At 54.8% G+C, this 19482-nt stretch carries 14 protein-coding genes and 1 pseudogene; 9 read left to right on the top strand and 6 right to left on the bottom strand.

Annotation, left to right across the window (positions count from 1 at the left end):
* Positions 1 to 82 precede the first annotated feature (82 nt).
* Entirely contained in the window at positions 83 to 2416 is a 2334-nt protein-coding gene (locus AC6I4B_RS01750) for a Tex family protein (protein WP_497769046.1), read from the top strand.
* A 206-nt stretch (positions 2417 to 2622) separates the two neighbouring features.
* On the opposite strand, the gene AC6I4B_RS01745 is transcribed toward AC6I4B_RS01750, so the two are convergent.
* A complete protein-coding gene (locus AC6I4B_RS01745; RefSeq protein ID WP_497772322.1) occupies positions 2623 to 2937 on the bottom strand; it encodes a hypothetical protein in 315 nt (104 codons plus the stop codon).
* Between AC6I4B_RS01745 and AC6I4B_RS01740 the strand changes: the two are divergent.
* From AC6I4B_RS01740 to feoC, 4 genes and pseudogenes are all read left to right on the top strand, one after another.
* Positions 2916 to 3074: pseudogene (locus AC6I4B_RS01740) on the top strand (hypothetical protein); the annotation flags it as partial. The gene AC6I4B_RS01745 and the pseudogene AC6I4B_RS01740 overlap by 22 nt on opposite strands.
* A 486-nt stretch (positions 3075 to 3560) precedes the next feature.
* Positions 3561 to 3788: a ferrous iron transporter A gene (feoA, locus tag AC6I4B_RS01735; RefSeq protein WP_497769044.1), complete on the top strand. Its 228-nt coding sequence runs from the start codon at positions 3561 to 3563 to the stop codon at positions 3786 to 3788.
* Between the two features lie 28 nt (positions 3789 to 3816).
* Positions 3817 to 6135, top strand: a complete 2319-nt coding sequence (gene feoB / locus AC6I4B_RS01730; RefSeq protein WP_497769043.1) for a Fe(2+) transporter permease subunit FeoB — start codon at positions 3817 to 3819, stop codon at positions 6133 to 6135.
* Positions 6136 to 6143: 8 nt separating this feature from the next.
* Positions 6144 to 6380 carry a [Fe-S]-dependent transcriptional repressor FeoC gene (feoC, locus tag AC6I4B_RS01725; RefSeq protein ID WP_497769041.1) on the top strand — a complete coding sequence of 79 codons (237 nt, stop codon included), beginning with the start codon at positions 6144 to 6146 and terminating at the stop codon, positions 6378 to 6380.
* A 48-nt stretch (positions 6381 to 6428) separates the two neighbouring features.
* Here feoC and AC6I4B_RS01720 read toward each other — a convergent pair whose 3' ends face one another.
* Both AC6I4B_RS01720 and bioH read right to left on the bottom strand, forming a co-directional pair.
* Positions 6429 to 6698, bottom strand: coding sequence for a YdgH/BhsA/McbA-like domain containing protein (locus tag AC6I4B_RS01720; RefSeq protein WP_497769040.1), 270 nt, complete (start codon positions 6696 to 6698; stop codon positions 6429 to 6431).
* Between the two features lie 116 nt (positions 6699 to 6814).
* The gene (gene bioH, locus AC6I4B_RS01715; RefSeq protein ID WP_497769038.1) at positions 6815 to 7591 is read right to left on the bottom strand and encodes a pimeloyl-ACP methyl ester esterase BioH; all 777 of its coding nucleotides are present in this window, start codon (positions 7589 to 7591) and stop codon (positions 6815 to 6817) included.
* Between the two features lie 38 nt (positions 7592 to 7629).
* Between bioH and gntX the strand changes: the two genes are divergently transcribed.
* From gntX to gntT, 3 genes are all read left to right on the top strand, one after another.
* A complete protein-coding gene (gene gntX, locus AC6I4B_RS01710) occupies positions 7630 to 8304 on the top strand; it encodes a DNA utilization protein GntX (protein WP_497769037.1) in 675 nt (224 codons plus the stop codon).
* 58 nt (positions 8305 to 8362) lie between these two features.
* Positions 8363 to 8938, top strand: coding sequence for a Fe-S biogenesis protein NfuA (gene nfuA, locus AC6I4B_RS01705; protein WP_497769035.1), 576 nt, complete (start codon positions 8363 to 8365; stop codon positions 8936 to 8938).
* A gap of 391 nt (positions 8939 to 9329) precedes the next feature.
* Entirely contained in the window at positions 9330 to 10646 is a 1317-nt protein-coding gene (gntT, locus tag AC6I4B_RS01700) for a gluconate transporter (protein WP_497769034.1), read from the top strand.
* 56 nt (positions 10647 to 10702) lie between these two features.
* Here gntT and malQ read toward each other — a convergent pair whose 3' ends face one another.
* Together malQ and malP are read right to left on the bottom strand one after the other, a co-directional pair.
* Positions 10703 to 12784: a 4-alpha-glucanotransferase gene (gene malQ, locus AC6I4B_RS01695; RefSeq protein WP_497769033.1), complete on the bottom strand. Its 2082-nt coding sequence runs from the start codon at positions 12782 to 12784 to the stop codon at positions 10703 to 10705.
* Positions 12785 to 12794: 10 nt separating this feature from the next.
* Positions 12795 to 15185, bottom strand: coding sequence for a maltodextrin phosphorylase (gene malP, locus AC6I4B_RS01690; protein WP_497769031.1), 2391 nt, complete (start codon positions 15183 to 15185; stop codon positions 12795 to 12797).
* A 623-nt stretch (positions 15186 to 15808) separates the two neighbouring features.
* On the opposite strand from malP, the gene malT reads away from it, so the two are divergent.
* Positions 15809 to 18514 (top strand): HTH-type transcriptional regulator MalT, encoded by a 2706-nt coding sequence (gene malT, locus AC6I4B_RS01685; protein WP_497769030.1) that lies wholly within the window; start codon positions 15809 to 15811, stop codon positions 18512 to 18514.
* A 194-nt stretch (positions 18515 to 18708) separates the two neighbouring features.
* Here the strand turns inward: malT and AC6I4B_RS01680 are convergent, their stop codons facing one another.
* Positions 18709 to 19467 (bottom strand): DeoR/GlpR family transcriptional regulator, encoded by a 759-nt coding sequence (locus AC6I4B_RS01680; protein ID WP_497769028.1) that lies wholly within the window; start codon positions 19465 to 19467, stop codon positions 18709 to 18711.
* Positions 19468 to 19482: the final 15 nt, after the last annotated feature.

Raw genomic sequence — 19482 nt, 5'->3', positions numbered from 1 at the left:
GCCCCTGCTGATGACTGGCATTTCTGCCAGTCAATCCGTATAACTATCCCCTGATTTTTTTGACCCAACAGATGACATAAACATGATGAATGATTCGCTCTGCCGCATTATTGCGGGTGAACTTCAGGCCAGAGCCGAACAGGTGGAAGCCGCCGTTCGACTGCTTGATGATGGAAATACCGTGCCGTTTATTGCACGTTATCGTAAGGAAGTCACCGGCGGTCTGGATGACACGCAGCTGCGTAATCTGGAAACCCGACTGGGCTATTTACGTGAACTAGAAGACCGTCGCCAGACCATTCTCAAGTCCATTACCGAACAAGGGAAACTGACCGAGTCGCTGGAGAAAGCCATCAATGGCACGCTCAGCAAGACCGAGTTGGAAGATCTCTACCTGCCGTACAAACAAAAACGCCGCACTCGTGGGCAAATCGCCATCGAAGCCGGGCTGGAGCCGCTGGCAGACCTGCTGTGGAACTCGCCAGAACATACCCCGGAAACCGAAGCGGCCAAATTCATTGATGCCGATAAAGGCGTTGCAGACATCAAAGCCGCGCTTGATGGCGCACGCTACATTCTGATGGAGCGTTTCGCAGAAGACGCGGCGCTGCTGGCGAAAGTGCGTGATTATCTGTGGAAAAACGCCCACATCACTTCCACCGTTGTCGCGGGTAAGGAAGAGGAAGGCGCGAAATTCCGCGACTACTTCGACCACCACGAACCGATTTCCACCACGCCGTCACACCGCGCGCTGGCGATGTTCCGTGGCCGCAATGAAGGTATTTTGCAGCTCTCACTGAATGCCGATCCTCAGTTCGATGAGCCGCCAAAAGAGAGCTACTGCGAGCAAATTATTATCGACCACCTGGGTCTGCGCCTGAACAACGCGCCGGCAGACAGTTGGCGTCGGGCCGTGGTGAGCTGGACATGGCGCATCAAAGTGCTGATGCACCTCGAAACCGAGCTGATGGGCACTGTGCGCGAACGCGCAGAAGATGAAGCGATTAACGTCTTTGCCCGTAACCTGCACGACCTGCTGATGGCCGCACCGGCTGGCCTGCGCGCAACGATGGGCCTCGACCCTGGCCTGCGTACCGGCGTAAAAGTCGCGGTGGTCGATGGCACGGGTAAACTGGTCGCGACAGACACGATTTATCCGCACACGGGGCAAGCCGCCAAAGCCGCAGTGGTCGTCGCCGCGCTGTGTGAGAAGCACAACGTTGAGCTGGTGGCTATCGGTAACGGTACGGCATCGCGCGAAACTGAACGCTTCTTCCTTGATGTGCAAAAGCAGTTCCCGCAAGTCACGGCGCAGAAAGTTATCGTCAGCGAAGCGGGCGCATCCGTGTACTCGGCGTCTGAACTGGCGGCGCAGGAATTCCCGGATCTCGATGTCTCCCTGCGTGGTGCGGTGTCTATCGCCCGTCGTCTGCAAGACCCGCTGGCGGAACTGGTGAAAATCGACCCGAAATCCATCGGTGTCGGTCAGTATCAGCACGACGTTAGCCAGGCTCAGTTAGCACGTAAACTGGATGCCGTCGTCGAAGACTGTGTGAACGCCGTCGGCGTTGACCTCAATACTGCCTCCGTGCCGTTGTTAACCCGCGTTGCCGGTCTGACCCGCATGATGGCGCAAAACATCGTTGCCTGGCGCGATGAGAACGGCCAGTTCCAGAACCGTCAACAGTTGCTGAAAGTGAGCCGTCTGGGGCCAAAAGCATTCGAGCAGTGCGCAGGCTTCTTGCGTATTAACCACGGTGATAACCCGCTGGATGCGTCAACCGTTCACCCGGAAGCATATCCGGTGGTAGAGCGCATTCTTGCCGCAACCCAACAGGCGCTGAAAGACCTGATGGGCAACAGCAGCGAGCTAAGGAACCTGAAAGCGACTGACTTCACCGACGAGCGTTTCGGTGTGCCAACGGTAAGCGACATCATCAAAGAGCTGGAAAAACCAGGCCGCGACCCGCGTCCTGAGTTTAAAACCGCGAAGTTCGCTGATGGCGTCGAAACCATGAATGACCTGCTGCCGGGGATGATCCTCGAAGGTGCGGTGACAAACGTCACCAACTTTGGCGCGTTTGTGGATATCGGCGTGCATCAGGATGGCCTGGTACACATTTCGTCGCTGGCGGATAAGTTCGTCGAAGATCCCCACACCGTGGTGAAAGCGGGCGATATCGTCAAAGTCAAAGTGCTGGAAGTGGATCTGCCGCGTAAACGTATCGCGCTGACCATGCGTCTGGACGAGCAGCCAGGCGAAACCAACGCCCGTCGCGGCGGCGGTAACGAGCGTAGCCAGGGCAATAACCGCCCGGCGGCTAAAGCGGCGAAACCGCGCGGTCGTGATGCTCAGCCTTCCGGCAACAGCGCCATGATGGATGCGTTGGCCGCCGCAATGGGCAAAAAACGCTAACTGCACAACCCCGCAGGCCGGATAAAGCGTTTACGCCGCCATCCGGCAATCTGCACCGTTCTGCCTGATGGCGCTTCGCTTATCAAGCCTACGCGGGTTTGCACGCCACCATTTGGCATCGCACAGGTTTGTAGGCCGGATAAGGCGTTTACGCCGCCATCCGGCAATCTGCACCATTCTGCCTGATGGCGCTACGCTTATCAGGCCTACGTGGGTTTGCACACCACCATTTGGCATGGCGCTGGTTTGTAGGCCGGATAAGGCGCTTGCGCCGCCATCCGGCAATCTGCACCGTTCTGCCTGATGGCGCTTCGCTTATCAAGCCTACGCGGGTTTGCACGCCACCATTTGGCATGGCGCTGGTTTGTAGGCCGGATAAGGCGCTTGCGCCGCCATCCGGCAATCTGCACCGTTCTGCCTGATGGCGCTTCGCTTATCAAGCCTACGCGGGTTTGCACGCCACCATTTGGCATCGCACAGGTTTGTAGGCCGGATAAGGCGTTTACGCCGCCATCCGGCAATCTGCACCGTTCTGCCTGATGGCGCTGCGCTTATCAGGCCTACGCGGGTTTGCACGCCACCATTTGGCATCGCACAGGTTTGTAGGCCGGATAAAGCGTTTACGCCGCCATCCGGCAATCTGCACCGTTCTGCCTGATGGCGCTGCGCTTATCAGGCCTACGTGGGTTTGTACGCCAATATTTGGCGTGGCACAGTTGCCGCCACCCGGCAACACATCGCACCCTGCCACATAACATCCACAGATCTGATAAATTTTCACGTTACCATCCAGCAATATACGTAATTCACCACCTCTAACCGATACCAATTCTTATTTGCGTTTAATAATTCGCCGCACTTTGTTTTATTTCGTTAACCAATGAAACCTTAATTAAACATTAAGTGAGAAAATTATTGTTTAATGCATTTATAGCTACAATGAGTAGCTTGAGTCATATCAAAAAAAAGTGAAATTTTTCGGCAAAAATACGTCCAATAGCATGTTATGCATTGCTGATAAAAACAATTCTCATTATCATTGCATCAATGAGTATTTCCTCTTCATTCGTTGACGATATCCCTGCCGCTGTCATCCGTGCGCGGGGTATTCCCTCGTTCAGCTAGCGATATACAAGTAGGTTCTATGCAATTTACACCTGATACTGCGTGGAAGATTGTCGGTTTCTCCCGCGAAATTAGCCCGGCTTATCGTCAGAAACTGCTGTCACTGGGGATGCTACCGGGATCGTCATTTAATGTGGTTCGCGTTGCGCCGCTTGGCGATCCTATTCATATCGAAACCCGTCGCGTTAGCCTGGTTCTGCGTAAAAAAGATCTCGCGCTAATTGAATTAGAAGCCGTCGCAAAATAACCCCGGCCCGGTACTAAGAGTCTGAAATATGAAAAAATTAACCATCGGTCTAATAGGAAACCCGAATTCCGGCAAGACAACCTTATTTAACCAACTCACTGGCTCACGTCAGCGCGTAGGTAACTGGTCGGGGGTTACGGTTGAGCGTAAAGAGGGGGCTTTCGCCACCACAGACCATCAGGTCACGCTGGTCGATCTGCCTGGCACTTACTCTCTCACCACCATTTCCTCGCAGACCTCGCTGGATGAGCAAATCGCCTGCCACTATATTCTTAGCGGCGATGCCGACCTGCTGATTAACGTGGTCGATGCCTCCAATCTGGAACGCAACCTATACCTGACGCTGCAATTGCTTGAGCTGGGCATTCCCTGCATTGTTGCGCTGAACATGCTGGATATTGCTGAGAAGCAGCAAATCCGTATTGATATCGATGCCCTCGCCGCTCGCCTTGGCTGCCCGGTCGTGCCGCTGGTGTCCACTCGCGCGCGCGGCATTGAAGCGCTGAAAATCGCGATTGACCGCCATCAGGGTAATCAAGAGAAAGAGTTAGTGCATTATCCGCAGCCACTGCTGCGCGAAGCCGACAATCTGGCAAAAGAGATGTCCCAGGAGATTCCTGAACGTCAACGCCACTGGCTGGGTATGCAAATGCTGGAAGGCGATATCTACAGCCGCGCTTACTCCGGCGAGGCTGAACACAAACTGGATATTGCTCTGGCGAACCTGAGCGGCGAGATGGAAGATCCAGCGCTGCATATCGCTGATGCGCGTTATCAAAGCATTGCCGCGATTTGCGACGCCGTCAGCAACACGCTGACCGCTGAGCCAAGCCGCTTTACCGCCGCGCTGGACAAAATTGTCCTCAACCGCATTCTCGGTCTGCCGGTGTTCTTGTTTGTTATGTATCTGATGTTCCTGCTGGCTATCAACATCGGTGGCGCGTTGCAGCCGATTTTCGACGGTGGTTCAGTGGCTATCTTTGTTCACGGCCTGCAATGGCTCGGCTATATGCTGCATCTCCCGGACTGGCTGACCGTGTTCCTGGCGCAAGGTATCGGTGGTGGTATCAACACCGTGCTGCCATTAGTGCCGCAAATCGGCATGATGTACCTGTTCCTCTCCTTCCTTGAGGACTCCGGTTACATGGCGCGCGCCGCCTTCGTGATGGATCGTTTGATGCAATCGCTGGGTCTGCCGGGTAAATCCTTCGTGCCGCTGATTGTCGGCTTCGGCTGTAACGTGCCGTCGGTGATGGGCGCTCGAACGCTGGATGCGCCACGCGAACGTCTGATGACCATCATGATGGCTCCGTTTATGTCCTGCGGCGCGCGTCTGGCTATCTTTGCGGTCTTTGCTGCGGCCTTCTTTGGCCAGGGCGGCGCACTGGTGGTCTTCTCGCTGTATGTGCTGGGTATCGTTATCGCTATCCTGACCGGCCTGATGCTCAAACACACGATTATGCGCGGCGAAGCCTCTCCGTTCGTGATGGAGCTGCCGGTTTATCACGTGCCACACATTAAAAGCCTGCTTATCCAAACCTGGCAACGCCTGAAAGGCTTTGTACTGCGCGCAGGTAAAGTCATTGTTATCGTGAGTATTTTCCTGAGTGCGCTGAACAGCTTCTCGCTCAACGGCAAGATTGTCGATAACATCAATGACTCGGCGCTGGCCTCCGTCAGCCGTGCCATCACCCCGGTATTTAAACCAATTGGTGTGCATGAAGATAACTGGCAGGCAACCGTCGGGCTGTTTACCGGAGCGATGGCGAAAGAAGTGGTGGTCGGTACGCTGAACACCCTGTACACCGCCGAAAATATCCAGAACGAAGAGTTCAACCCGCAGGAATACCACCTCGGTGAAGAACTGCTGGAAGCTGCGGATGAAACCTGGCAGAGCCTGAAAGACACCTTCAGCCTGAGCGTACTGGCAAACCCAATTGAGGCCAGCAAAGGCGACGGCGTCATGGAAACCGGTGCGATGGGCGTGATGAGCAGCAAGTTTGGCAGCGCTGCCGCCGCATACAGCTACCTGATTTTCGTTCTGCTTTACGTGCCGTGCATCTCGGTGATGGGGGCTATCGCCCGCGAATCCAGCCGAGGCTGGATGTCATTCTCCATTCTGTGGGGTCTGGACATTGCTTACTCGCTGTCTACGCTGTACTACCAGGTGGTGAGCTTTAACCAGCATCCGCGCTACAGCCTGGTGTGTATTCTGGCGGTATTGTTGTTCAACATCGTGCTGCTGGGCCTGTTGCGCCGTGCACGTAGCCGTGTCGATGTGGCTCTGTTGGCAACGCGTAAAACACCAACAACCTGTTGCTCAAGCCCGACTGGCGATTGCCACTAGGAGTTGTTATGGCGTCATTAATCGAAGTTCGCGATATGTTGGCCCTGCAAGGGCGCATGGAGGCCACACAGCTCAGCGCCCAATTGCACACGCCGCAAGCGATGATTAACGCCATGCTCAGCCGCCTGGAAGCCATGGGTAAAGTGGTGAAGATTAACGAAGACGCCGATGGCTGCCTTTCCGGTAGCTGCAAAAGCTGCCCAGAAGGTAAAGCCTGTCTGCGAGAGTGGTGGGCATTGCGTTAAATACGATACCCCGGCGCTGTCTTTTGCGCCGGGGTAATCCACTACCGATTATTTATAGACGTCCGCGTTACCGTGAACGGTTCTTTCGTTTTTCTCACCCGCAATGATGACGTAGTACTTCCCGCCCAATTCATCCGCTTTTTTAGACAGATCGCGCTTCGCATCCATTGGCGAGGTGGTTCTGGACGTCGTGATCGACCCTATTTCCGTCAGCTTCATCTTCGCGACATCATCTTTCTGAATCTCTTTCGCCGCAAACGCACCAAAAGACAGCGAGCCAATCACCAGAGATGCAACAATACCTGTAACAAATTTCATAGCCTGTACTCTCCTTAAGGTTGTTTTTATTCGTCACGGAGGCCGCGAGGAACAATCACCTGCCGTGACAGCTTAAGTATTGCTATGAATGCCTTTTTTACCACGTCGCCCCGTAATTAATTCTTCAGCCGCGCCTTCAGCGCCACCAGCGCCTCGCAAAAAGCCTGCGGATGCGAGATGAACGGCGCGTGGGCGGCCTTATCAAATATGTGCGATTCACTTTCCGGCCACAGCGCATCCAGCATCGGCACAATCTTGCGCGGAACCAGGCCATCAAGCCGCCCGTACAGGCGCAGGAATGGCATCTTGAGCGCGCTCAACGGCTGGCGCAAATCTGCCGTTTTAAGGATCTCCAGCCCACCGTTTAGCACCTCGGATGAGGGCATCGGCAGCGATAACACCGTTTGCTTCAGCGCACGCGCATCCTGTCGCGCGCTTTCTGTCCCCAGCGTTTGCAGCGCCAGAAAGCGCTCAACCGTACGCTGAAAATCTTCGCTAAGCTGCTGCTGAAAACCGCTGAGGATTTCAGGTTTAATGCCCGGCCACTCGTCGTGAGCGCTAAAGCAAGGCGACGACGCCACGGTGACCAACGCTTGCACCCGCTGCGGATGGCTAAGCGCAACCTGGCTTGCCACCAGCCCGCCCAAACTCCAGCCCAACCAAATAGCCTGCGGCGGCGCTTTTTCTACCACGCGTTCGGCCATTTCGTTAAGCGATAACGCGCCAAAACCCACGCTGCGGCCATAGCCCGGTAAATCCACCCGATGCAATGTAAAATGCGCGCCTAATTCCGGCGTAATGCAATCCCAGACCTGAGCATTCAGCCCCCATCCGTGCAGCAGCACAAGATGACAATCGCCTTCGCCCGTAGTTTGCCACCAGATGTCGTTCATCAGCTATCGTTCTCGTTTTATGGTTTCAAGGGGGGATTATGCTAACAGTCCACGGCTTATGCTGGCTATGCAAAATGCCGCTGGCGCTGCCCGCGTGGGGCATCTGCTCGCGTTGTACTGGCTCGCTATTTAAGCGGATAAACACCTGCCCACAGTGCGGATTACCATCGTCGGATATCGGTACGCCATGCGGGCGCTGCTTGCAAAAGCCTCCACCCTGGCTGCGGCTAGTGGCGGTTAACGATTATCAACCGCCGCTCACCCAGTTGATTTATCACTTTAAGTTCAGCGGTAAAGCGGAGCTGGCCCCGGCGCTGGCGCGCCTGCTACTGTTGGCAGCTCGTCGCACGTCGGGGCTGCCGCCGCCCGAACAATTCGTCAGCGTGCCGCTGTGGCGGCGGCGTCACTGGCGGCGCGGCTATAATCAAAGTGAGTTGCTGTGCCGGGCGCTGGCAAAATGGCTGCCCTGCCGTTATTCATCGCAAGCGGTAACGCGCATCCGCCCGACAGCCGCACAGCGTCAGCTCAGCGCCAGGCTGCGTAAGCACAACCTGAAAAATGCGTTCCAACTTGAATTACCCGTCAAAGGACGCCATATGGTTATTGTGGATGATGTTGTCACGACGGGCAGCACTGTTGCCGAGATTTCCCGCCTTCTTTTGCAAAATGGCGCGGCAAGCGTTCAGGTATGGTGTCTGTGTCGCACCTTGTAGACCCCTATCTATGGGCGTATTATAACCAACTAAAGTAGTCAACTATTAGGTCAAATCTATGATCCGTATTTCCGATGCTGCACAAGCGCACTTTGCCAAACTTCTGCTTAATCAGGAAGAAGGGACACAAATCCGGGTATTTGTGATTAACCCCGGTACGCCTAACGCAGAATGCGGCGTTTCTTATTGCCCGCCGGATGCGGTGGAAGCAAGTGATACTGCCCTGAAATTTGAACAGCTTACCGCCTATGTCGATGAGTTGAGCGCTCCGTATCTGGAAGATGCGGAAATTGATTTTGTCACCGACCAGCTCGGTTCACAGCTAACGCTGAAAGCGCCGAACGCCAAAATGCGTAAAGTGGCTGACGATGCGCCGCTGATGGAACGCGTTGAGTACATGTTGCAGTCGCAGATCAACCCACAGTTGGCGGGCCACGGTGGCCGTGTGTCACTGATGGAAATCACCGACGAAGGCTACGCGATTCTGCAATTTGGCGGCGGCTGTAACGGCTGTTCGATGGTTGACGTCACCCTGAAAGAAGGTATTGAGAAGCAGTTGCTGACTGAATTCCCAGAACTGAAAGGGGTTCGTGACCTTACTGAACACCAGCGCGGCGAGCACTCTTACTACTAAGTTACGGCAAAAACCGCCACGCGGATGTCGTAAAATAAGCCGGACGGCGCATAATTGCGCCGAATCCGGTTTTTTTTCGCCTTAAATGATGTTACCGGGCAACATGACGGTCATTTCCCTGTTCTGAAACCAGCCTAAAACCCCGCAATAATTTGACTGATGTCGCATATTTAACATTTACTTTGTCAGGGATATTCTCAATCACCCAATGTTACCCGTATCATTCGCGGCATACGCCAGCGAGTTACAAAATAGCCAATTACGCTTTGACTAATTCTTACAACCTAACGTTGGCGTGAAAAAGTAAGTACCTATTCCCTCTGTAGGGACAATTGGACGTTGTCGTTGAAACAGTGACGTTACCCATAACACATTAAAGGCTGGAAAATTTATGCCATTAATCATCGTAGCTGTCGGAGTTATCCTCTTACTCCTGCTGATGATCCGTTTCAAAATGAACGGATTTATCGCTTTGGTCCTGGTGGCACTTGCCGTCGGTTTAATGCAGGGAATGCCCCTGGACAAAGTTATCGTCTCGATTAAAAACGGCGTTGGCGGCACTCTTGGCAGCCTGGCGCTAATCATGGGCTTCGGCGCAATGCTCGGTAAAATGCTTGCCGACTGCGGCGGCGCTCAGCGTATTGCCACCACCCTTATCGACAAATTCGGTCGCAAGCACATCCAATGGGCTGTGGTTCTGACCGGTTTCACCGTTGGCTTCGCGCTGTTCTATGAAGTGGGCTTCGTTCTGTTGCTGCCGCTGGTATTTACCATCGCCGCTTCTGCACGTATTCCGTTGCTGTATGTAGGTGTGCCAATGGCTGCCGCGCTGTCCGTCACTCACGGTTTCCTGCCGCCGCACCCAGGCCCAACGGCTATCGCGACCATCTTCCACGCCGATATGGGTAAAACCCTGCTGTACGGTACGCTGATGGCGATTCCTACCGTTATTCTGGCAGGCCCGGTTTACGCGCGTTGCCTGAAAGGCATTGATAAGCCAATCCCGGAAGGTCTGCATAACCCGAAAACCTTCACCGATGAAGAGATGCCATCTTTCGGCGTGAGCGTCTGGACTTCTCTGGTTCCGGTTATCCTGATGGCACTGCGTGCCGTGGCAGAAATGGTGCTGCCAAAAGGCCACGCGTTACTGCCAGCCGCTGAATTCTTCGGCGACCCAGTGATGGCTACGCTGATTGCCGTCCTGATCGCTATCTTCACCTTCGGCCTGAACCGTGGCCGTAACATGGACCAAATCAACGATACGTTGACCTCCTCCATCAAAATTATCGCCATGATGCTGTTAATCATCGGCGGCGGCGGTGCTTTTAAGCAGGTGCTGGTTGATAGCGGCGTGGACAAGTACATTGCGTCTATCATGCATGAGTCCAACGTTTCTCCGCTGTTCATGGCCTGGTCTATCGCCGCAGTACTGCGTATCGCGCTGGGTTCTGCAACCGTTGCCGCTATCACCGCAGGTGGTATCGCAGCACCGCTGATTGCTACCACTGGCGTTAGCCCAGAGCTGATGGTTATCGCGGTCGGTTCCGGTTCCGTTATCTTCTCTCACGTGAACGATCCCGGTTTCTGGCTGTTCAAAGAGTATTTCAACCTGACTATCGGCGAGACAATTAAGTCCTGGTCGATGCTGGAAACCATTATCTCGGTTTGCGGTCTGGTCGGTTGTCTGTTGCTGGGCATGGTGGTTTAACCCCCACGCCAGTAGATAAAAACGCCGGGGCTTGCCCCGGCGTTTTTATTGGTGTCTTACTTCTTCTTACCCGCTGCCTTACGGCGCTTGTCCAAATCTTTAATCAGCTTGTTCACCGTATCATCGGCAAACATCGCCTCAAGCGGGGTGGAGAGTTTGCGCCGCCAGTTTGGGTACTCGGTGCTAGTGCCCGGGATATTCACCGGCGAAGACATCTGCAACCAATCTTCCGGCTGTAACCCCAGCAGCGCACTGTTGCTGTCGGCGATATAGCGCTGCATACCCCGACTGAGCGTCGCGGTCATCGACATCAACGCGGCCTTATGCCCTGCCCGTTTTGGCAACGCGCCGTATTTATGCAGGGCATCCAACAACCCCTGTTTTGCCCGCTCGCGATCCTGATACAACCCGCGCAGCACATCGGCATCAGGGTACAAGCCCAGTTCATTGCCCAGCGTCAGATCACCGCTTTCCCAATAACCCCGCAGCGTGGGTAAGTCATGCGTTGTCGCCACCGCCATCGACTGCTCTGGGTACGCTTTTGGCGAACGGAAAGTTTTCTCGCTGTCGTTCTCAAAATAGAGCACTTTGTACGAGTAGACACCGCTTTTGCGCAGCTTGCCGACAATTTCGACCGGCACTGTGCCTAAGTCCTCACCAATCACCATGCAGCGATGGCGCTTGCTTTCCAGCGCCAGAATAGACAGCAGCGCATCCACCGGATACTGCACGTAAGCGCCGTGATCGGCGGTTTCGCCGTACGGGATCCACCACAGGCGCAGCACAGACATCACATGATCGATACGCAACGCGCCGCAGTTTTTCATGTTCGCGCGGAGCAGGTCGATAAACGGTTCATAGGCGCGTGCAACGATGATATGCGGATCCATCGGCGGCAGCCCCCAGTTTTGCCCCAGTGGGCCAAGAATATCCGGCGGCGCGCCAACGGAAGCCTTCAGGCAATACAGTTCACGGTCACACCAGGTTTCTGCGCCCCCTTCAGCGACACCCACCGCCAGGTCGCGGTACAGACCAATCGGCATGGCATCACGCTGGCTGGTTTCCCAGCAATCCGCAAATTGGGTATAGGCCAACCATTGCAGCCAAAGATAGAAATCGACCTCGTCGGCGTGCTTTTTACAAAATGCATGAACTTCAGGGCTGTCGATATTCTGGTAGGCTTGCGGCCAAACCGGCCAGCCCCAGCGCAGCTTATCTTCCTTCACCTGATGGGCGTGCAGCGCGTCAAATGCCGCCTGCCAGTACAGGCTTTCGCCTTCGGTTGCCACGAAGTCGCGGAATGCCGCCATCTGTTCATCGCGGCGCTTAGCAAAGTGTTTCCAGGCCATGCGCAGCGCGGTCATTTTGAGTTCAGTTACGGCGCTGTAGTCCACCTGCTCAACGTCACGCGCCGCCTTGAGCTTTTGCTGCGTCGCCGGTTTGCGCCACCAGGTTTGCGCTTCATCGCTGAGCGTAAAGTCTTCTACCGCGTTCACGTCGATGTAAATCACGTTCATCCAACGGCGCGATGACGGGCTATACGGGCTGGCGCTTTCCGGGTTCGCCGGATACAGCGCGTGAATCGGGTTGAGGCCGATAAACGCGCCGCCACGGTGAGCAATTTCTGGCAACATCGCTTTCAGGTCGCCAAAATCGCCAATCCCCCAGTTGCGCTCGGAGCGCAGGGTATAGAGCTGAACGCAGGCTCCCCACAGTTTTTTCGCCTCTTTCAACGCCTGGGGTTCATAGCAGCGTTCAGGGGCGATAATCACCCGGCAGTGCCAGCGCAGCTCACCTTGCGTCAACGTTAGCGAGTGGTAGCCTTCCGGCAAGTGTGACGGCAGAACCAGCGTTTTACCGCCAGTGACCTGCCCCTGATGCTGTTTGCCCTCTTCGGTCGTCAGCAGCCAGTTAAATTCACCGTTGCCATCAACCGTCAGAGCCATTTTTTTACCGTATGTCCACACCTGCACATTAGGCAGCGGTGTTGCCGCCGCTGGCGCGGCGACAGAGTGCATGGCATCAAGCAAACGCCGCTTGGTATCCGCACCGATAGACTGTGGTTTGCCGTGGGCATTGATATAGTTTGGGCTAATGCCCGCCGCCAGCGCGGCGTTATCAAGACGTTTGCTGTCCATTGGCGTGTCCTTAGCGTTTAGCCTGCCAGATGCGTTGTTGATAATCGCGAATGGAGCGATCGGAGCTGAACATGCCACAGCGCGCGGTGTTCAGGATAGCGGCGCGTGTCCAGGCCTCCTGGTCACGGTACAGCACATCTACCTGCTTTTGCGCTTCAACATAGGCGGCAAAATCCGCCATCACCAGATACGGGTCGCCGCCCTGCTTGCCCATGCTGTGCAGCATCTGGTCAAAGGCGTGTTTATCGCCATCGCTGTATTTACCGCTCTCCAGTTCTTTGAGTACCGCATCCAGCAGTTTGTCGGCTTTACGCCATTTCAGCGGGTCATAACCTTTCGCTTTCAGCGCTTTAACTTGCTCGACGGTATGGCCGAAAATAAAGATGTTTTCAGTACCGACTTTCTCGGCAATCTCAACGTTCGCGCCATCCAGCGTACCGACGGTCAACGCACCGTTCAGCGCCAGTTTCATGTTGCCAGTACCGGAGGCTTCTTTACCCGCAGTGGAAATCTGCTCAGAAACGTCTGCCGCCGGGATCAGCATTTCTGCCGCCGACACGCAGTAATCCGGCAGGAACACCACTTTCAGCTTATCGCCCACCTGCGGGTCGTTGTTGATAACCGCCGCCACTTTATTGATAGCCAGAATGATATTCTTCGCCAGGTAGTAGCCCGGCGCAGCTTTCGCGCCAAACAGGAACACGCGCGGTACGCGGTCAGCCTGCGGGTTTTCGCGAATCTCTTTATACAGCGCCAGAATGTGCAGCAGGTTGAGGTGCTGGCGTTTGTACTCGTGCAAGCGTTTGATCTGAATATCAAAGATAGCGTTAGTGGTGATTTCAATCCCAGTGCGCGCTTTCACAAACTTCACCAGCCGTTCTTTATTCGCCAGTTTGATGTCGCGGTATTGCTGGCGGAATTTGGCGTCGTCGGCGTATTTTTCCAGGTTGATAAGCTGGTCGAGATCGTTAGCCCACTCTTTTTTCAGCGATTTATCCAGCAGTGCGGCAAGTGCGGGGTTGCACTGTTTGATCCAGCGGCGCGGCGTGATGCCGTTGGTGACGTTGTGGAATTTGTTCGGCCACAGTTGGTGATATTCAGGGAACAGGTCTTTCACCACCAGGTCAGAGTGCAGTGCCGCCACGCCGTTAACAGCAAAGCCACTGACCACACACATGTTTGCCATGCGCACCTGTTTGTTGTGCACCACCGCCAGTTTCGCCCATACGGCGTCATCGCCCGGCCAGGTTTTATCCACCAACGTTTTAAAGCGGTCGTTAATCTCTTTGATAATCTGCATGTGACGCGGCAGTAGCGCTTTCACCAGCTTCTCATCCCAACACTCCAGCGCTTCTGGCATCAGGGTATGGTTGGTGTAAGCGAAGGTTTTGCTGGTAATCGCCCACGCATCGTCCCAGCTCATCTGGTGCTCATCAAGCAGTACGCGCAGCAGCTCAGGAATAGCAATCGTCGGGTGAGTGTCGTTCAGTTGGATCACTTCATAATCCGCCAGCTCAACCAGCTTACGCCCCGCCAGATGATGGCGGCGTAGAATATCGGCCACCGAGCAAGCGCACTGGAAATATTGCTGCATCAGGCGCAGCTTTTTACCGGCGGTATGGTTGTCATTCGGGTACAGCACTTTGGTCAGTTTTTCGGCGTCGATGCCTTGCTGTTCCGCGCGCAGGAAATCGCCATCGTTGAATTTAGTCAGGTTAAACGGCTGGGCGTGTTTGGCCTGCCACAGGCGCAGCGGCTGCGCGACGCCATTGCGATAGCCAAGCACCGGCAGATCCCACGCTTCGCCGGTCATCGTGAACGCAGGCTGCCATTCGCCTTTTACCACTTTCCCGCCAATACCGACCTGCACATCTAACGCCGCATTGTGGCGGAACCACGGGTAACTGCCGCGCTGCCAGTCATCGGGCGCTTCCATCTGGTGTCCCTCGACAAAGGACTGGCGGAACAGGCCGTATTGGTAGTTCAGGCCATAACCTGTCGCAGACTGCCCGACGGTCGCCATCGAGTCGAGGAAACAGGCCGCCAGACGCCCTAAACCGCCGTTGCCCAGCGCTGGGTCGGTTTCTTGTTCCAGCAGGTCGCTCAGGTTGATGTCATACGCTTTCAGCGCGTCGCTAACACCGTCATACCAACCGAGGTTGAGTAAGTTATTGCCGGTCAGGCGGCCAATCAGGAACTCCATCGAAATGTAGTTCACATGGCGCTGGCCTTTCGCTGGCTTGGCTACCGGCTGCGCGGAAAGCTGTTCCGCCAGCGCGCCGCTCACAGCCTGCCACCATTGATGGGGCGTCATTTCACAAGCGGTCTGTAAACCAAATCGCTGCCACTGACGCGTCAGGGCAGCCTGGAATGAATCGAGATTGAAAGTAGGCTGTGACATAGCGAAATCGAATCCTTTTGCATAAACGTTAGCATTAGTGTGCCTGGCTGAATGCGCGACTTCCTCATCCCGTCCAGGATTAGCCGGGGAGGAGTCGCAGGGATGAGCGAAAAGTGTGATCGTCGCCACTTTAACGTTAGCCGCTGGCGGCACAATCGCTCAGTTTTCATCGCGCACACACCATCCCTGGTACTGAAATGAGTGTCGCGGATCCCGGCAAAGAGATCTCCGCGCTATGTCATAAAATGAAATGGTGTTTTGCCGAAAATAGGTAAATAAGGAAATGATTACGCCGCGAAAATAAGCAACAATTTAATACGTATTGTTTCTAAAGAAATTTATCGGGCATATAAGATGATTAAATGGCGGTTATTCGCTAAATCAACATATTTCTATTTAATCTGCCACAACAAAGCGTTACGAACACCAGAGCTGACGCGCCCTGCGAGGTTTTATACACAGATAGTATTAAATTAAGAAAACTGTGACATATAGCAAATTCGCAAACATCAAAACAGGACATAACTTGCAATACATAGCTATTTGACCGACCTTTGTATGTATTAATTACGAAGCGCAAAAAAAATCTAAATTTTCCAATCCTCACAGTGAAGTGATTAGCTATGTTGATTCCGTCTAAACTAAGTCGCCCCGTACGTCTTGAACACACGGTGGTTCGCGAGCGGCTGTTGGCGAAGCTTTCAGGCGCGAACAATTACCGTCTGGCGCTAATAACCAGCCCGGCTGGCTATGGAAAGACAACGCTTATTTCACAATGGGCGGCTGGGATGAGTGGCCTCGGATGGTATTCGCTTGATGAAGGTGATAACCAGCAAGAGCGCTTTGCCAGTTACCTTATCGCCGCGATTCAGCAGGCGACGGGCGGTCATTGCGAAGCCAGCGAAAATATGGTGCAAAAGCGCCAGTACGCTAGCCTTAGCTCGCTTTTCTCGCAGCTATTTTTTGAGCTTAGCGAATGGCAGCGCCCGCTTTATTTAGTCATCGATGACTACCATCTGATTACCAGCCCGGTGATCCACGATGCAATGCGCTTTTTCCTGCGCCACCAGCCGGAAAACCTGACGCTCGTCGTGCTGTCGCGCAACCTGCCGCAGTTGGGTATCGCCAACCTGCGAGTTCGCGACCAGTTACTCGAAGTGGGCAGCCAACAGCTTTCCTTTACGCACGCAGAAACCAAACAATTTTTCGACTGCCGCCTGGCATCGCCCATCGAGGCCACCGAAAGCAGCCGCCTGTGCGACGACGTGGCGGGCTGGGCGACGGCGCTGCAACTGATTGCGCTGTCTGCACGCCAACGCAACAACGCGACTCAGCATTCCGCGCGCCGCCTGGCCGGTATCAACGCCAGCCATCTGTCGGATTATCTGGTTGATGAAGTGCTGGATAACGTTGACTCCAACACGCGTAACTTCCTGCTCAAAAGCTCGCTGCTGCGTTCGATGAACGATTCGCTCATCGCGCGAGTGACCGGTGAAGAAAACGGCCAAATGCGCCTCGAAGAAATCGAGCGCCAGGGGCTATTTATCCAGCGCATGGACAACTCCGGCGAGTGGTTCAACTATCATCCGCTGTTTTGCAGCTTCCTGCGCCAGCGCTGCCAATGGGAGCTGGCGGCTGAACTGCCAGAAATCCACCGCGCCGCCGCTGAAAGCTGGATGGCGCAAGGTTTCCCAAGCGAAGCCATTCACCATGCGCTTGCCGCAGGTGATCCGAAAATGCTGCGCGATATCCTGCTCAACCACGCCTGGGGGCTGTTCCACCACAGCGAACTTGCGCTACTCGAAGAGTCGCTCTCCGCGCTGCCGTGGGAAAGCCTGCTGGAAAACCCGCGCCTGGTGTTATTGCAGGCCTGGCTGATGCAAAGCCAGCACCGCTACAGTGAGGTAAACACTCTGCTGGCGCGCGCCGAGCAAGAGATGACCTTCGAGATGGACACCTCGCTGCACGGTGATTTCAACGCCCTGCGCGCCCAGGTGGCAATTAACGACGGCGACCAGGATGAAGCCGAGCGTCTGTCTACGGTCGCGCTTGAAGAGCTGCCGCTGGCCAATTTTTATAGCCGTATCGTTGCGACCTCCGTACACGGTGAAGTGCTGCACTGCAAAGGGTTGCTAAGTCAGTCGATTGCGGTCATGCAACAAACCGAGCAGATGGCGCGCCGCCACGATATCTGGCACTACGCGCTGTGGAGTCTTATCCAGCAGAGCGAAATTTTATTTGCCCAGGGCTTCCTGCAAGCCGCCTGGGAGAGCCAGGAAAAAGGCTTCCAGCTGATTCGCAATCAGCATCTTGAACAGTTGCCGATGCATGAATTTCTGCTGCGTATTCGTGCTCAACTGCTCTGGGCGTGGGCGCGTCTTGATGAAGCCGAAACCACCGCGCGTACCGGTATTGAAGTGCTGAGCGGCTACCAGCCACAGCAGCAGCTACAGTGTCTGACGTTGTTGGTGCAGTGTTCGCTGGCGCGCGGTGATTTGGATAACGCGCGTAACCATTTAAATCGCCTTGAGAATTTGCTTGGCAACGGCGCTTATCACAACGATTGGGTTTCCAACGCCGATAAAGTGCGGGTGATTTACTGGCAGATGGTCGGTGATAAAAAATCGGCGGCAAACTGGTTACATCACACGCCAAAACCAGAATTTGCTAACAACCATTTCCTGCAAGGCCAGTGGCGTAATATTGCCCGCGCCCAGATTCTGCTTGGTGAGTTTGATTCAGCGGAGATGGTGCTTGAAGAACTCAACGAGAACGCCAGAGCGCTGCGTCTGATGAGCGATCTCAACCGTAACCTGCTGTTGCTCAACCAGTTGCACTGGCAAGCGGGCAATAAAAATGAAGCCCAGCGGATGTTACTGGAGGCACTTCAGCTCGCTAATCGCACCGGTTTTATCAGCCATTTTGTGATTGAAGGTGAGGCGGTGGCGCAACAGTTACGCCAGTTAATTCAGCTGAATACGTTGCCAGAGCTTGACCAGCACCGCGCGCAGCGCATTCTGCGTGAGATTAATCAGCATCATCGGCATAAATTTGCCCACTTCGATGAAAGTTTTGTTGAGCGGCTCTTAAACCACCCGGAAGTGCCGGAGCTTATCCGCACCAGCCCGTTGACTCAGCGCGAGTGGCAGGTGCTGGGGCTTATCTACTCCGGCTACAGCAACGAGCAGATTGCCGGGGAGCTGGACGTGGCGGCGACGACCATCAAAACGCATATCCGCAATCTGTATCAGAAGTTGGGCGTCGCACACCGTCAGGATGCCGTTCAGCACGCGCAAGAATTGCTGAAGATGATGGGATACGGGGTTTAGTTACCATTGCCTGATGGCGCTGCGCTTCTCAGGCCTACAAGCTCATTCCCCGTAGGCCGGATAAGGCGTTAGCCACCATCCGGCAACACCGCACATCACAACCGTAGGCCGGATAAGGCGCAGCCGCCATCCGGCGATGAAAAGGCGACGGTATATTCATGTCGTCATGGGGTATCTGAACGTGTGGCTATCGGTCAGCACAGCTCAAGCTGCACGTCATTTTCGGCAATCACCTGCATCACGCCCGGCGGTGGCAAAATATCGGTGTACACCGCATCCACCATGCTGATACTGCCCATATTCACCATCGCGTTACGGCCAAACTTCGAGTGATCCACCACCAGAATGACATGGCGAGAGTTGTCGATAATCGCGCGCTTGGTGCGAACCTCGTGGTAGTCAAACTCCAGCAGCGAGCCATCGCTATCAATGCCGCTAATCCCCAGAATGCCGTAGTCCAGGCGGAACTGAGAAATAAAGTCGAGCGTCGCTTCACCAATAATTCCGCCGTCCCGGCTGCGTAACTCGCCGCCCGCCAGAATAATGCGGAAATCCTCTTTTACCATCAGCGTGTTGGCGACGTTCAGGTTATTGGTCACAATCCGCAGGTCGCTATGGTTCAACAACGCATGAGCGACGGCTTCCGGCGTCGTACCAATATCAATAAACAGCGCAGAACCGTTCGGAATCTGGCTTGCCACTTTCAGCGCGATACGCTCTTTCTCTGCGGTTTGCGTGGCCTTGCGGTCATGCCAGGGAGTATTGACCGCGCTAGAAGGCAGCGCCGCGCCGCCGTGGTGGCGGAGGATCTTTTTTTGATCCGCAAGGTCATTTAAATCACGACGAATGGTCTGCGGGCTGACGGAGAAATGCTCTACCAGCTCCTCGGTGCTGACGTAACCCTGTAGTTTTACCAGCTCGATTATCGCGTCATGACGTTGTGTTTGTTTCATGATGAATCCCTGGAA

Source organism: Kluyvera fluvialis (assembly GCF_059725275.1).
This window is presented reverse-complemented; position numbering and strand designations above follow the sequence as displayed.